Source organism: Naasia sp. SYSU D00057 (assembly GCF_017916505.1).
In the GTDB taxonomy this organism is placed as follows: Bacteria; Actinomycetota; Actinomycetes; order Actinomycetales; family Microbacteriaceae; genus Naasia.
Genome location: NZ_JAFMSZ010000005.1, coordinates 44,616 through 57,410, shown reverse-complemented (window position 1 = coordinate 57,410; position 12,795 = coordinate 44,616). Strand labels below are relative to the sequence as shown.

13 protein-coding genes and 1 riboswitch are annotated in these 12,795 nt (G+C 72.6%); of the genes, 9 read left to right on the top strand and 4 right to left on the bottom strand.

What is annotated here, in order from left to right; all coding sequences use genetic code 11:
• Nucleotides 1-33: 33 nt before the first annotated feature.
• Nucleotides 34-168, top strand: a riboswitch (FMN riboswitch).
• A gap of 69 nt (nucleotides 169-237) precedes the next feature.
• From ribD to ribH, 4 genes are read left to right on the top strand one after another with little or no spacing between them, the layout of a single operon-like run.
• Nucleotides 238-1,281, top strand: coding sequence for a bifunctional diaminohydroxyphosphoribosylaminopyrimidine deaminase/5-amino-6-(5-phosphoribosylamino)uracil reductase RibD (gene ribD, locus J3P36_RS14495; RefSeq protein WP_246854826.1), 1,044 nt, complete (start codon nucleotides 238-240; stop codon nucleotides 1,279-1,281).
• A gap of 1 nt (nucleotide 1,282) precedes the next feature.
• Nucleotides 1,283-1,927 (top strand): riboflavin synthase, encoded by a 645-nt coding sequence (locus tag J3P36_RS14490; protein WP_210508954.1) that lies wholly within the window; start codon nucleotides 1,283-1,285, stop codon nucleotides 1,925-1,927.
• A complete protein-coding gene (ribA, locus tag J3P36_RS14485) occupies nucleotides 1,924-3,201 on the top strand; it encodes a GTP cyclohydrolase II (protein WP_210508953.1) in 1,278 nt (425 codons plus the stop codon). Before J3P36_RS14490 ends, ribA begins: the two co-directional genes overlap by 4 nt.
• Complete coding sequence (gene ribH, locus J3P36_RS14480) at nucleotides 3,198-3,680, top strand: 6,7-dimethyl-8-ribityllumazine synthase (protein ID WP_210508952.1); 483 nt, start codon at nucleotides 3,198-3,200, stop codon at nucleotides 3,678-3,680. The genes ribA and ribH overlap by 4 nt, the downstream gene beginning before the upstream one ends.
• Before the next feature lie 123 nt (nucleotides 3,681-3,803).
• On the opposite strand, the gene J3P36_RS14475 is transcribed toward ribH, so the two are convergent.
• Nucleotides 3,804-4,619, bottom strand: a complete 816-nt coding sequence (locus J3P36_RS14475) for a PfkB family carbohydrate kinase (RefSeq protein ID WP_210508951.1) — start codon at nucleotides 4,617-4,619, stop codon at nucleotides 3,804-3,806.
• A 95-nt stretch (nucleotides 4,620-4,714) separates the two neighbouring features.
• Here J3P36_RS14475 and J3P36_RS14470 point away from each other — a divergent pair, with 95 nt between their 5' ends.
• The 4 genes from J3P36_RS14470 to J3P36_RS14455 all read left to right on the top strand — a co-directional run bounded on the left by J3P36_RS14470 (nucleotide 4,715) and on the right by J3P36_RS14455 (nucleotide 8,670).
• Nucleotides 4,715-6,088, top strand: a complete 1,374-nt coding sequence (locus J3P36_RS14470; protein ID WP_210508950.1) for an MFS transporter — start codon at nucleotides 4,715-4,717, stop codon at nucleotides 6,086-6,088.
• Nucleotides 6,089-6,098: 10 nt separating this feature from the next.
• A complete protein-coding gene (locus J3P36_RS14465; protein WP_210508949.1) occupies nucleotides 6,099-6,530 on the top strand; it encodes an RbsD/FucU family protein in 432 nt (143 codons plus the stop codon).
• Between the two features lie 66 nt (nucleotides 6,531-6,596).
• Nucleotides 6,597-6,812: a hypothetical protein gene (locus J3P36_RS14460; protein ID WP_210508948.1), complete on the top strand. Its 216-nt coding sequence runs from the start codon at nucleotides 6,597-6,599 to the stop codon at nucleotides 6,810-6,812.
• A 7-nt stretch (nucleotides 6,813-6,819) separates the two neighbouring features.
• Nucleotides 6,820-8,670, top strand: a complete 1,851-nt coding sequence (locus J3P36_RS14455; RefSeq protein WP_210508947.1) for an ABC transporter ATP-binding protein — start codon at nucleotides 6,820-6,822, stop codon at nucleotides 8,668-8,670.
• 123 nt (nucleotides 8,671-8,793) lie between these two features.
• Here the strand turns inward: J3P36_RS14455 and J3P36_RS14450 are convergent, their stop codons facing one another.
• Nucleotides 8,794-9,372 carry an isochorismatase family protein gene (locus tag J3P36_RS14450; RefSeq protein WP_210508946.1) on the bottom strand — a complete coding sequence of 193 codons (579 nt, stop codon included), beginning with the start codon at nucleotides 9,370-9,372 and terminating at the stop codon, nucleotides 8,794-8,796.
• A 61-nt stretch (nucleotides 9,373-9,433) separates the two neighbouring features.
• Between J3P36_RS14450 and J3P36_RS14445 the strand changes: the two genes are divergently transcribed.
• The gene (locus J3P36_RS14445) at nucleotides 9,434-10,270 is read left to right on the top strand and encodes a PhzF family phenazine biosynthesis protein (protein ID WP_210508945.1); all 837 of its coding nucleotides are present in this window, start codon (nucleotides 9,434-9,436) and stop codon (nucleotides 10,268-10,270) included.
• A gap of 60 nt (nucleotides 10,271-10,330) precedes the next feature.
• Here J3P36_RS14445 and J3P36_RS14440 read toward each other — a convergent pair whose 3' ends face one another.
• Together J3P36_RS14440 and J3P36_RS14435 are read right to left on the bottom strand one after the other, a co-directional pair.
• Nucleotides 10,331-11,749: a D-alanyl-D-alanine carboxypeptidase gene (locus J3P36_RS14440; RefSeq protein ID WP_307807115.1), complete on the bottom strand. Its 1,419-nt coding sequence runs from the start codon at nucleotides 11,747-11,749 to the stop codon at nucleotides 10,331-10,333.
• A gap of 9 nt (nucleotides 11,750-11,758) precedes the next feature.
• Entirely contained in the window at nucleotides 11,759-12,751 is a 993-nt protein-coding gene (locus tag J3P36_RS14435) for a Gfo/Idh/MocA family protein (RefSeq protein WP_210508944.1), read from the bottom strand.
• Nucleotides 12,752-12,795 lie beyond the last annotated feature (44 nt).

Genomic DNA, 12,795 nt, shown 5'->3' with positions numbered 1-12,795 from the left:
GCCCTCGCGTTGCCGTATAACTGAAGCAAGCAACACGTGCTCCGGGGTCGGTGTAATTCCGAACCGGCGGTCAAAGTCCGCGAACCGGCGAGCGCCTTCGGGCGAGCGCCGGCCGATCCGGTGGAATTCCGGAACCGACAGTCACAGTCTGGATGGGAGAAGCACGGGTCGTCGAGGCTGCCCTGCCACGGCGACGACAGCGTCCACCCCCGGAGTCCAGATCACGGACGAGGCGGAATGAGCGACGCGAGCGGCACGGCTCCCCTGGAGCGCGCGATGGCGCGCGCCCTCGAGCTCGGCCTCCGCGGACCCGCCTGGACCCGCAACCCCCAGGTCGGCTGCGTCCTCCTCGGCCCGGACGGCTCGGTGCTCGCCGAGGGCTGGCACCGCGGCGCGGGCACCCCGCACGCAGAGGTCGACGCGCTGTCGAAGCTGCCGGAGGGCGGCGCCCGCGGCGCTACCGCCGTCGTGACGCTCGAGCCCTGCAATCACACGGGCCTCACCGGCCCCTGCAGCGAGGCGCTCATCGCGGCCGGCGTCGCCCGCGTCGTCTACGCCGTGCCCGACCTGTCGCCGCAGGCGGACGGCGGCGCGGAGCGCCTCGCCGCGGCGGGCGTCGAGGTGATCGGCGGAGTGCTGCGCGGCCTCGTCGAGGACGCGCTCGTCGTGTGGCTCACCGCATCCCGGCTCGGCCGACCGTTCGTCACGGCCAAGTGGGCGTCGAGCCTGGACGGCCGCATCGCCGCCGCCGACGGCACCAGCAAGTGGATCACCGGGCCGGACGCCCGCACCGACGTGCACCTGCGCCGCGCCCAGGCGGGTGCGATCCTCGTCGGCACCGGCACGGTCCTCGCCGACGACCCCGCGCTCACCGCCCGCACCGAGGCCGGCGACCTGCTCCCCCACCAGCCGATCGCGGTGGCGCTCGGCGAGCGCCCGATACCGGAGGACGCCGCCGTCCGGCGCCACCCGGGCGGGTTCCGCTCCTTCGACGGACGGGACCTCGGCGCCGTGCTCGCCGCACTCTGGGACGAGGGCGTGCGCCACGTGTTCGTCGAGGGCGGGCCGACGCTCGAGAGCGCGCTGCTGCGCGCGGGCCTCGTCGACGAGGTCCTCGTCTACCTGGCCCCCGTCGTGCTCGGCGGCGGCCGCCTCGCCACGGGTGACCTCGGGATCGGCAGCATCGCCGACGCCCGGCACATGGAGCTCGTCTCCGCCGACACGATCGGCGCGGACGTCCGGATCGTCGCCCGTCCGCGACGCGAGTTCGAGGAGGACTGACATGTTCACCGGAATCATCGAGGAGCTCGGGGAGATCACCGGCTTCGACGGCCTGCCCGACGGCAGCGCCCGCCTCACCGTACGGGCTCCGCTCGCCGTCTCCGACGCTCGCCACGGCGACTCGATCGCCGTCAGCGGCGTCTGCCTCACCGTCGTCGAGCAGGGGCCGGACTGGTTCACCGCCGACGTGATGGGCCAGACCCTCGCCGTGTCCGCCCTCGCCGGCGTGACGGTCGGCACGCGGGTCAACCTCGAGCGCGCCGCCCGCGTGGGCGACCGCCTCGGCGGCCACATCGTGCAGGGGCACGTCGACGGCACGTCGACGCTCCTCGCCCGCAGCGACCAGGAGCACTGGCGCGTCCTGCGCTTCGCGCTCGACCCCGCCCTCGCCCCGCTCGTCGTGGACAAGGGCTCGATCACCGTCGCCGGCGTCTCGCTCACCGTCTCCGCGGTCAGCGAGCCCGGGGATGCGCCGTCCTGGTTCGAGGTGAGTCTCATCCCCGAGACCCTCGTCGCCACCACGCTCGGCTCCCTCGAGCCGGGCGATGTGGTCAACGTCGAGACGGACGTGCTCGCGCGGCACGTCCGCCGTCTGGTCGCATTCGGCGACCGCCTACCGAGCGCAGCAGAAGGAGGCGCGAGATGAGTCTCGCGAGCATTCCCCAGGTCCTCGAGGCCCTGCGGGCCGGTCGTCCCGTCCTCGTGGCGGACGACGAGGGCCGCGAGAACGAGGGCGACGTCATCCTGGCCGCCGAGCTCGTCACCCAGGAGACGATGGCCTGGACCATCCGGCACACTTCCGGGTTCATCTGCGCCCCGATGCCCGCCGAGTACGCCGACCGCCTCGAGCTGCCGGTGATGGTCGCGGTGAGCGAGGACGCCCGGGGCACCAACTACACGGTCACGGTCGACGCCGCCGACCGGCTGTCAACCGGCATCAGCGCCTCCGACCGCGCCCACACTCTGCGCACCCTCGCCGACCCGACCGCGACGCCGTCCCGGCTGATCCGGCCCGGGCACGTGCTGCCGCTGCGCGCCGTCGACGGCGGCGTCCGCGAGCGGCCGGGCCACACCGAGGCGGCCGTCGACCTGATGAAGCTCGCCGGCCTGCAGCCGGTCGCGGCGATCGGCGAGGTCGTCGCCGACGACGGCGAGATGATGCGCCTGCCCGAGCTCATCAAGTTCGGGGAGCGGGAGGGCGTGGTCGTCACGACCATCGCGATCCTCCTCGAGTACCTGCGCTCCAATCCGGGCGAGGCGCGCCGCTGCGAGGCTGCCGTCGCCGAGGACTCCCCGCGCGTGCGCTTCGAGGTGGAGACCACCGTGCCGACCGAGCACGGCCCCTTCCGGATGCGCGCCTACCGCGACGGCCTCACCGGCGCCGACCACGTCGCCATCGTCTCCGGGACGCCGCAGGCGGGCGCGCTCGTCCGCGTGCACTCGGAGTGCCTGACCGGGGAGGCGTTCGGCTCCCTGAAGTGCGAGTGCGGACCCCAGCTCGACGTCGCGCTCGAGGAGATCCAGCGCGAGGGCGGTGTCGTCGTCTACCTGCGCGGCCACGAGGGACGCGGCATCGGCCTCGTCAACAAGCTGCGCGCCTACCGACTGCAGGAGGAGGGCCTCGACACCCTCGACGCGAACCTCGCGCTCGGCCTGCCCGCCGACGCCCGCGACTACGGCGCCGCGAGCGCGATCCTCGCCGACCTCGGTCTCACCGAGGTCCGGCTGCTCACGAACAACCCGGAGAAGGTGCGCCAGCTCGAGGAGCACGGCGTCACCGTCCGGGACCGGGTGCCGCTCGTCGTCGGCGTGACGCCGCAGAACGAGGGCTACCTCGAGACCAAGAGAGACAGGATGGGCCACTCCATCGCCGACGGAGCCATCCTGGCTCCGCTCTCCACCCTGGAAGGACAGCAATGAGCGGAAAAGGCGCGCCCCAGGCGTCGCTGAAGGACATCGACGCGCGCGGCCTGAAGGTCGCGATCGTCGCCGGCACCTGGCACGCGGAGATCGCCGACGGCCTGCGCGCCGGAGCCCGCCGAGCGCTGGAGACGATGGGCGCGACGATCGTCGAGATCGACGCCCCCGGCAGCTTCGAGCTGCCCCTGCTCAGCAAGGCGGCGCTCGACGGCGGGGCGGATGCGGCGGTCGCGCTCGGCGTCATCATCCGCGGCGGCACCCCGCACTTCGACTACGTGGCGGACGCCGCGACGAGCGGACTCACCCAGGTGGCACTGCTGACCGGCAAGCCGGTCGGCTTCGGCGTGCTCACCCTCGACGACGAGCAGCAGGGCCTCGACCGGGCCGGGCTCCCCGGGTCGAAGGAGGACAAGGGCGCCGAGGCGGCGGAGGCCGCCGTCCGCGCGGCCCTCCTCGTGCGGAAGATCCGCTCCTCCTAGAAGTCCCGCTCCTCACGGTCGCCCCCGTCCCTCAACAGGCGCAAATCCCGCCAACAGGCAGAATCGACCGGATTCCGCCTGTTGGCGGGAGAAATGCCTGTTGAGGGACAGGGAACAGCCGGCTCAGGCGGGCTGAGCTCCCGGCCAGCCGACCGCCTCCGCGCCCGCGGCGGCCGCAGCCCGGAGGGCGCCCTCACGGGACGCGCCCCCCGCCAGCGCGGCGGCGAGGGCTCCGCAGAACGCGTCACCGGCTCCCGTGGTGTCCACGACCCGCTCCACGCGGGCGGCGGGGACTGAGAGGTCGCCCCAGCGGGCGCCCTCCCCGCCGAGCGTCGTCAGCAGCGAGGATGCGTCGAGCCCGGCGGCGGCGAGCAGCTCCCCCTCGTGCTCGTTGACGACCACCGGGTCGGCGAGCGCGAGCACATCGGCGGGCAGATCCGCGTAGGGGGCCGCGTTGAGGACGACTCGCGCGCCCGCGGATGCGGCCCGGCGCACCGCCTCCGCGACCACGTCGAGCTGGAGCTCGAGCTGCACGAGCAGCACGTCGCCGGGAGCGAGGGCGGAGAGCGGCGCGAGGTCGTCGACTCCGACACCGGCGTTCGCGCCCGGCGACACGATGATCGTGTTCTCGCCGTCCGCAGCGACGGCGATCGCCGCGTGCCCGGTGCCTCGTTCGGGGTCACGCGTCACCCCGGACGCGTCGATGCCGAGGTCGGCCAGCCGCTCCAGGTAGCCGGCGCCGGACGAGTCGCTGCCGACCCGCCCGATCATCGCGACCGGGGCGCCCGCGCGCGCCGCTGCCACGGCCTGGTTCGCGCCCTTGCCGCCGAAGAGGGTGCGGAGGTCGCCGCCCAGTACGGTCTCGCCCGGCCGCGGATGGCGCTCGACGGTCACCACGGAGTCGACGTTGAGCGAACCGACCACGACGACACGTCCCACGCCCCCATCCTGTCAGCCTCTTCGCAGGAAAGGCGTAAACTCGTTCGGTCCCTCTCCGCCGGACGGGACGCCGTACACGTGAACGAGGACTGAAGATGACGTCGACCGCCGGAACAGTCACCCCCGTCAATCCCCGCTCACGGGTGATCGTCGCGAGCCTCATCGGAACGTCGATCGAGTTCTACGACTTCTACATCTACGCGACGGCCGCGGTGCTCGTGTTCCCCGCGCTGTTCTTCCCGAACGAGAACGCGACGGCCGCCCAGCTGTCCTCGTTCGCGACCTTCGCGCTCGCGTTCTTCGCGCGCCCCGTCGGATCGGTGATCTTCGGCCACTTCGGCGACCGCCACGGGCGCAAGGTCACGCTGGTCGCCTCCCTGCTCGTCATGGGCATCGCGACGTTCCTCATCGGCCTGCTGCCGACCTTCGAGACCTGGGGCCTCTGGGCGCCCGCGATCCTCGCGCTCCTCCGCTTCGGCCAGGGCCTCGGCCTCGGCGGCGAGTGGAGCGGCGCCGCCCTCCTCGCCATCGAGAACGCGCCCCAGAACCGCCGCGCCATCTACGGCACCTTCCCGCAGCTGGGCGCTCCCATCGGCTTCATCATGGCGAACGGCCTGTTCCTCGCCCTCTCGCTCAGCATGGACCCGGAGGCCTTCGCCGCCTGGGGCTGGCGCGTGCCGTTCCTGCTGAGCGCGGTGCTCGTCGTCGTCGGCCTGTACGTCCGCCTCAAGCTCGTCGAGACGCCCGTCTACCAGCAGTCGGTCGACCGCGGCGAGCGCGTGAAGCTGCCGCTCGCGACGGTGTTCCGCCACAGCTGGCGGCCGCTCATCCTCGGCACCTTCGTGATGCTCGCGACCTACGTGCTCTTCTACTTCATGACCACGTTCACCCTCACCTACGGCACCGCTCCGACGGAGCCGGGCGAAGGCGTCAAGGTCGGCCTCGGCTACACCCGCCCCGAGTTCCTCGTGCTGCTGCTCATCGGCGTCGTGTTCTTCGGCCTGCTGACCCCCCTCGCCGGCATCCTCGCGGACCGCTACGGCCGCCGTCGCACGCTGATTGCGACCACCATCCTCATCGCGGTGTTCGGCCTCACCTTCCAATCCTGGTTCGCCGAGGCGCGCGACCCCGCGGTCGTCGCCCTGTTCCTCATCGCCGGGCTCGCGCTCATGGGTCTCACCTTCGGCCCGATGGGCGCCCTGCTGCCCGAGCTGTTCCCCACGAACACGCGATACACGGGATCGGCGATCGCCTACAACGTCGCCAGCATCCTGGGCGCCTCGCTCGCCCCGACGATCGCGCTCAGCCTGTGGTCGGCGGAGGGGAACATCTTTCTCGTCGGCCTCTACCTGACGGGCGCCGCGGTCCTCACCCTCATCGCCCTGATCCTCACCCGCGAGACGCGTGACCGCGACCTCACGGGCGAGCCGGAGCAGGAGCTCGGCAGCGCCGGCTCCCTCGCCCCGTAGGGCTCGGCTCATGCTGAAGGGAGTCGACCCGGTCCTCACCGGCGAGCTGCTGAAGGTGCTCGACGAGATGGGCCACGGCGACACGCTGCTGCTCGTCGACCGCAACTACCCCGCACACGCGAGCGGCAAGCCGGTCATCCACCTGGGCGACATCACGCAGACGCGCGCCGCGGAGGCGATCCTCTCCGTCTTCCCCCTCGACACGTTCGTGGAGCGGCCGCTCGAGCGCATGGAGGTCGACGACGACCCGTCCATCGTCGTCGAGGTCCAGGACGAGGTTCTCGAGGTCGCCCGCGCCGGCCACGAGAAGCCGCTCGAGTACGGCATCGTGCCGCGCCTCGAGTTCTACGAGCGCGCCAAGGGCGTGTACGCGGTGGTGAAGACCCTCGAGAGCCGTCCCTACGGCTGCTTCATCCTGCAGAAGGGCGTCGTCTTCGACTGACGTCGCGCCTCGGGCTGCGTCAACACAGGTTGACAACAGCCCTCGCTGTCAACTAGCGTTGACATTGTGAGCATCGACTCGATCCGCACCCTCGTCGGGAACGCGGACTCCGACGACCCCTACGCCGCGCTGCGGGCGATCGCCGAGCTGCGCCGCGAGCTCGACGCGATCGAGACCGTGACCGTCCGCCGCGCACGCAACGCCGGGCTGTCCTGGCAGATCATCGCGCTCGCGCTCGGGGTCTCCCGGCAGGCGGTTCACAAGAAGTACGGACGAAAATGAGGTCTCGATGAGTTCTTCCGCCGCACGGCCGCGTCTCGGTCGCCGCTCCCGCGCCGACTCCGGTCCGCGCGCCTCCCTGCGCCAGCTCCTCCCCTACCTGTTCGAGCACCGCCCGGTCCTCGTGCTGATCCTCACCCTCAGCGTCCTCGGCGCCGTCGCCTCGCTCGCGCAGCCGCTGCTCGTCAGTCAGGTCATCACGGTCGTCGAGGCCGGCGAGCCGCTCGGCCCGCTCGTCTGGCTGCTCGTCCTGCTCGTCATCGTCGCGGCACTGCTCGACGGCTACGAGCACTACCTGCTCCAGCGCACCGGTGAGGGCGTCGTCCTCAGCTCCCGGCGGCACCTGATCCACCGGATGCTCCACCTGCCGATCCGCGAGTTCGACACCCGCCGCGTCGGCGACCTCGTGTCCCGCGTCGGCTCGGACACCACCCTGCTGCGCGCAGTGCTCACGCAGGGCGCGGTCGAGTCCGTCGGCGGCGCGATCACGTTCGTGGGCGCCCTCATCGCGATGGCGATCCTCGATCCGGTGCTCCTGCTGCTCACCCTGCTCGTCGTCGCGGTGGCCGTCGTCACCGTGGTCGCCCTGTCCGCCCGCATCCGGCCCGCCGTCCAGGAGGGGCAGAAGAAGGTGGGCGACCTCGCGGCCGCGGTGGAGCGCGCAATCAGCGCGATCCGCACCGTCCGCGCCGCCGGTGCCACTGAGCGCGAGGTGGACGCCATCAGCGAGGAGGCCGAGGGCGCCTGGCGGCAGGGCATCAAGGTGGCCCGCATCTCCGCGCTCATCGTGCCGATCGCCGGCATCGCGATGCAGGTGTCGTTCCTCGTCGTCCTCGGCGTCGGCGGCTTCCGCGTCGCGAGCGGCGCGATCACCGTCGCGAGCCTCGTCGCGTTCATCCTCTTCCTGTTCATGATGATCATGCCGCTCGCCCAGTTCTTCGGCGCCGTCAACGCGGTGAACCAGGCGCTCGGCGCGCTGGGGCGCATCCAGGAGGTCCTCGCCCTGCCGACCGAGACCGAGCACGACCGCGACATCGCGCCCCTGGCCGTCGTGGTCGGCGCGGCCAACTCGGCGGTGCGGCCGGATGCGCCGGCCCTCGAGTTCGAGGACGTCCGCTTCGGCTACACCGCCCTCGCCGAGCAGGAGCCGGGGCAGGAGTCCCCGGCCGAGATCGTGCGCCAGCCTGTGCTGCACGGCGTCAGCTTCCGCGTGCCCCGCGGGTCGCGCACCGCGATCGTCGGCCCGTCGGGGGCGGGCAAGAGCACGATCCTCGCCCTCGTCGAGCGGTTCTACGACCCGGACTCCGGCGTCATCCGCCTCGGCGGCATCGACATCCGCGGCCTCGCCCGGGAGAGCCTGCGGGCACAGATCGGCTACGTCGAGCAGGATGCGCCGGTGCTGGCCGGATCCCTGCGGGACAACCTGCTGCTCGCCGCTTCCGATGCCACCGACGAGCAGTGCGCCGAGGTGCTGCACCGGGTGAACCTCGCCGACGTCCTCGACCGTGACCCGGCGGGACTCGACGCTCAGGTGGGCGAGGACGGCATCATGCTGTCCGGCGGGGAGCGCCAGCGGCTCGCGATCGCGCGCACGCTGCTCGCCGCGCCGCCCATCCTGCTGCTCGACGAGTCGACGTCGAGCCTCGACGGAGTGAACGAGCAGCGGATGCGCGAGGCGATCGACGCCGTCGCCGAGGACCGCACCCTCGTGGTCATCGCGCACCGGCTGTCCACGGTGGTCGACTCCGACCAGATCGTCGTGCTCGATCACGGCCGCGTCCTCGGCATCGGCACGCACTCCGAGCTCGTCAGCACCGTGCCGGTCTACCGAGAGCTCGCGAAGCACCAGCTCCTGGTCTAAGTCACGGCCGTCGGCGGCGCGCTCGGCAGGACTTTCTGCAGTAGGCAGGACTTTCGGGGCCTGGATGTCCTGCTCAACGCCGAAAGTCCTGCCGAGCGCCGACCGCGAGCCGGGAACGGCGACCTAGGAGTGCGTGACTTCGATGCCCTCGGATTCGAGCTCGGCGAGCGCGGCTGTGCTCGACTCCGGCGCGACGCCCGCGATCAGGTCGGTGAGGACGCGGACGCGCTTGCCGTCGTGCCGGGCGTCGAGGGCGGACGCCCGCACGCAGTAGTCGGTCGCGATGCCGACGACGTCGACGTCCGTCACCCCGTGCTCCGCGAGGACCTCGGGCAGCGGGACGCCCTCGGGCGTCTCGCCCTCGTAGATCGAGTAGGCCGGCTTGCCCTGCCCCTTGCGGATGTGGACATGCACGTCCTCGGTGTCGAGGTCGGGGTGGTACTCGGCGCCCGGGGTGCCCGCAACGCAGTGCGCGGGCCAGGTGGCCACGAAGTCGGGCGCGTCGTCCGTCGCGAAGTGGCCGCCGTTGTCGTTCGTCCCGTCGTGCCAGTCGCGGGAGGCGAGCACCACGTCGTATTTGCCGGGGTGCTCGTCCAGGTACCGGGAGATGCCTGCCGCGACCGCCGCGCCGCCGTCCACCCCTAGGGCGCCGCCCTCGGTGAAGTCGTTCTGGACGTCGATGATGAACAGCGCCGAGGTCATGCCGGAATCCTAACGGCGGCCCCGACGGCGACCAGGCCGGGCGGTGCGGGATGATCGGAGGATGCGCTCCCGTCCCTTCGCCCAGGTCGACGTCTTCTCCCCCACTCCGCTGCGCGGCAACCCGGTGGCGGTGGTCCTCGAGGGCGAGGGGCTCGCGGACGACGAGATGCAGGCCTTCGCGCGGTGGACCAACCTGTCCGAGACGACGTTCCTGCTGCCGCCGACCGTCCCGGGCGCCGACTACCTGCTGCGCATCTTCACGCCCGGCGGCGAGCTCCCGTTCGCCGGCCACCCCACCCTCGGCAGCTGCCACGCCTGGCTCGAGGCGGGCGGCACCCCGCGCACCGCGGGCGAGGTGGTGCAGGAGTGCGGCATCGGCCTCGTCCGCCTGCGGGTCGAGCACGACGGAATCGCCTTCGAGGCTCCGCCGCTGCGGAAGGGCGGGCCCGCCACCGACGAGGAGCGCGGCGCGGCGCTGCGCGCGCTCCGGGTGGACCCGGCCCGGGTGCGCGACGTGCAATGGGCGGACAACGGGCCCGGCTGGATCGCGGTGCTGCTCGACAGCGCCGACACGGTGCTGGCCCTCGAGCCCGATTTCGCGGCGATGGGGTCGCTCAAGGTGGGCGCCGCCGGACCGCACCCGGAGGGCGGCCCCGCGGACTGGGAGGTGCGCGCCTTCGTGCCCGGCATCGGCGTTCCCGAGGACCCGGTGACCGGCAGCCTCAACGCCGGCCTCGCCCGATGGTTCCTGCAGGAGGGCGTCGCCGCCGGCGCCTACACGGCCCGCCAGGGCACCGCGCTGCTCCGGGACGGCCGGGTCAGCGTGCGTCCCGAGGGCGACAGCATCTGGGTCGGCGGCCCGAGCACCACCGTGGTCCGCGGCACCGTCACGCTGTAGCGCCGGACCGCCAACGGGGGCGACACCGGCAGCGGTCGCCGGATGTCGCTTCGGTTGCCGTCAGTGGTTGGCGAGGTTGTTGCCGCAGTCCCACACGGCGGCGGTCCAGGTGTCGATCGCCTGCTTCGCGTTGTCGCGGACGTCGCCGAGCGCGTAGATCGCGAAGGTGAGCGGCGTGCCGTCGGCGGCGTCGATGGTTCCCGCGAGCGTGTAGCCGGTCTCGATCCAGCCCGTCTTGGCGTGCACCGCCCCGTCGGCCCGGGAGGCGGCGCCCGAGAAGCGGTCGCTGTAGCGCAGCGACCCCGTCTGTCCGGAGATCGGCAGCCCGTCGTACACCGCCCACAGGGCGCCCTCGCGGTTCTGCACCTTGATCAGCAGCGAGGTCAGGTACGAGGGCGGGATGGCGTTGTTGTCGCTCAGCCCTGAGCCGTCGACGATGCGGAGTGCGGAGCTGTCGACCCCGTAGGCGGCGAGTCCGCTCGTGACGCCCGCCTGAAGGGACCCGAACGTGTTCCCCGCCCCCGCCTCGATGGCGGTGACGCGGGCGAGCGCCTCCGCGAGGGCGTTGTCCGACACGAGGAGGCTCTGCTGCACGAGCGTCGACACCGGCTGCGACTCCACCTGACCGAGCACCGGCGCGCCGGCCGGTGCCGTGCCGCGGACCGTGCCGCCCGCGCCGAGTGCGGCAGCGAACGCGTCGCCGGCGCGCTGAACGGGGTCGTCGCTGCGGACCGAGGTGTTCGCGTACGGGTCGCTGCGGTCGCCGTCGACCATGAGCGCGGTGATCTCGGGCATGTAGCCGCCGGTCAGCTCGGAGCGCGCCCAGCTCGGCTCCCAGTCGTCGCCCGCGAAGTAGGAGGCGTCGAGCACGACGGTCGTGATGGGCGTGCCGGCGGTGGCGGGATCCGCGCTCCACGCGGCGCGCACCTGGGCGGCGAGGTCGTCGAGGTGCGCCGCTCCCGGATACGCGGTCGTGCTGCCGGACGGGGTGCGCGAGAGCGTCGGATCCCCGCCGCCGACGAGGACGACCGTTCCGGGCTCCGCGCCGCGCACGACGCGGGTGGCGAGGCGATGGTCGGGGCCGAGGACGGAGAGCGCGGCGGCGCTCGTGAGCACCTTCATCACGCTCGCGGCGCGCGAGGGGATGTCGCCCCCGCGGTCGAACAGCACCTCGCCGGTGACCGCGTTGACGACGCGGCCCTGGAAGCTGCCCAGCCGCCCGTCGGCCGCCTCTGCCGACACCGAGCAGGTGCGGATGGGCGAGGGCGCGGCGGGAGCAGCGGGGACGGGCCGCGCGACCTCCGTCGGCGTGGGGGTGGGCGTCGGAGCGGCGCTCGACGCGGTGGGGGTGGGCGCGGGCACCGGTCGGGGGTCGGCGGCGGCGGCACCGCCGGCGACGGCGCCGCCGAGCGCGGCGGCGTACGCGACAGCGCCCGCGGTGATCGCGGAGACGAGGCGGGTCCGTCGGGTCAGCGGCACCGGGACAGTCTAAGCAGGCGTCTCGCCGGGGTAGGTGAGGCCGATCCGGCGGCGCACGTCGTCGAGGACGTCCATGACGAGCACGCTCTCGGCGGGCGAGAGCCGCGGGCTCGCCGTCTCCCCGACCCGGATGAGCCGCTCCGCCTCGAGCGCCTGGAACTGCATGCCGCGGCCCTCGATGGCGGTCTCGTACCGCTCGACGACCTCGCCGGTGTTGTCGTACACCGTGAAGGACGTGGGCGAGTACCAGACCGCGTCGAGCTCGATGCGGCCGAGCGCGCCGATGACGGCGGCACGATTCGGGCCGCGGGTGTCGAGCGCCGTGTGCAGCACCGACTGCCGGCCGCCGGCGTGCTCGAGGATGATCGCCGTCTGGCGGTCGACTCCGGTCTCGGTGAAGGTGGCGACGGCCGTCACGGAGGTGGGCCCACCCAGCACGTCGACGGCGAAGCTGACCGGGTAGACGCCGAGGTCGAGGAGGGCACCGCCGCCGAGCTCCGGGTTGTTCATCCGGTGCGCGGGGTCCTTGGGGGTGTCCTGGTTGTGGTCGGCGATCACGGTGCGCACATCGCCGAGCGTTCCGGCGTCGAGGATCTCGTGCAGGCGCAGCATGTGCGGCAGGAAACGGGTCCACATCGCCTCGAGCACGAGCAGGTTCTTCTCGGCGGCGAGCGCGACGACCTGCCGTGCCTGTGCGGCGTTCAAGGTGAACGGCTTCTCGACGAGGACGTGCTTGCCCGCCTCGAGGGCCAGCAGCGCGGCCTCGGCGTGGTGCGAGTGCGGCGTCGAGATGTAGACGATGTCGACGTCGGGGTCGGCGACGAGAGCCTCGTAGCTGCCGTGCCGGTTCGGGATGCCGTAGCGCTCCCCGAAGTCGTCCGCGGACTCCTGAGTGCGGCTGCCGACCGCGGCGGCTCGGAGGCCGGCGACCGCGAGGTCCTTCGTGAAGGCTCCGGCGATGCCGCCCGTCGCGAGGATCCCCCAGCCGATCGTCTCCGCCATCGCGCCGTCCCTTCGAGAATCGATTGCCTCCCGAAGACTATCGA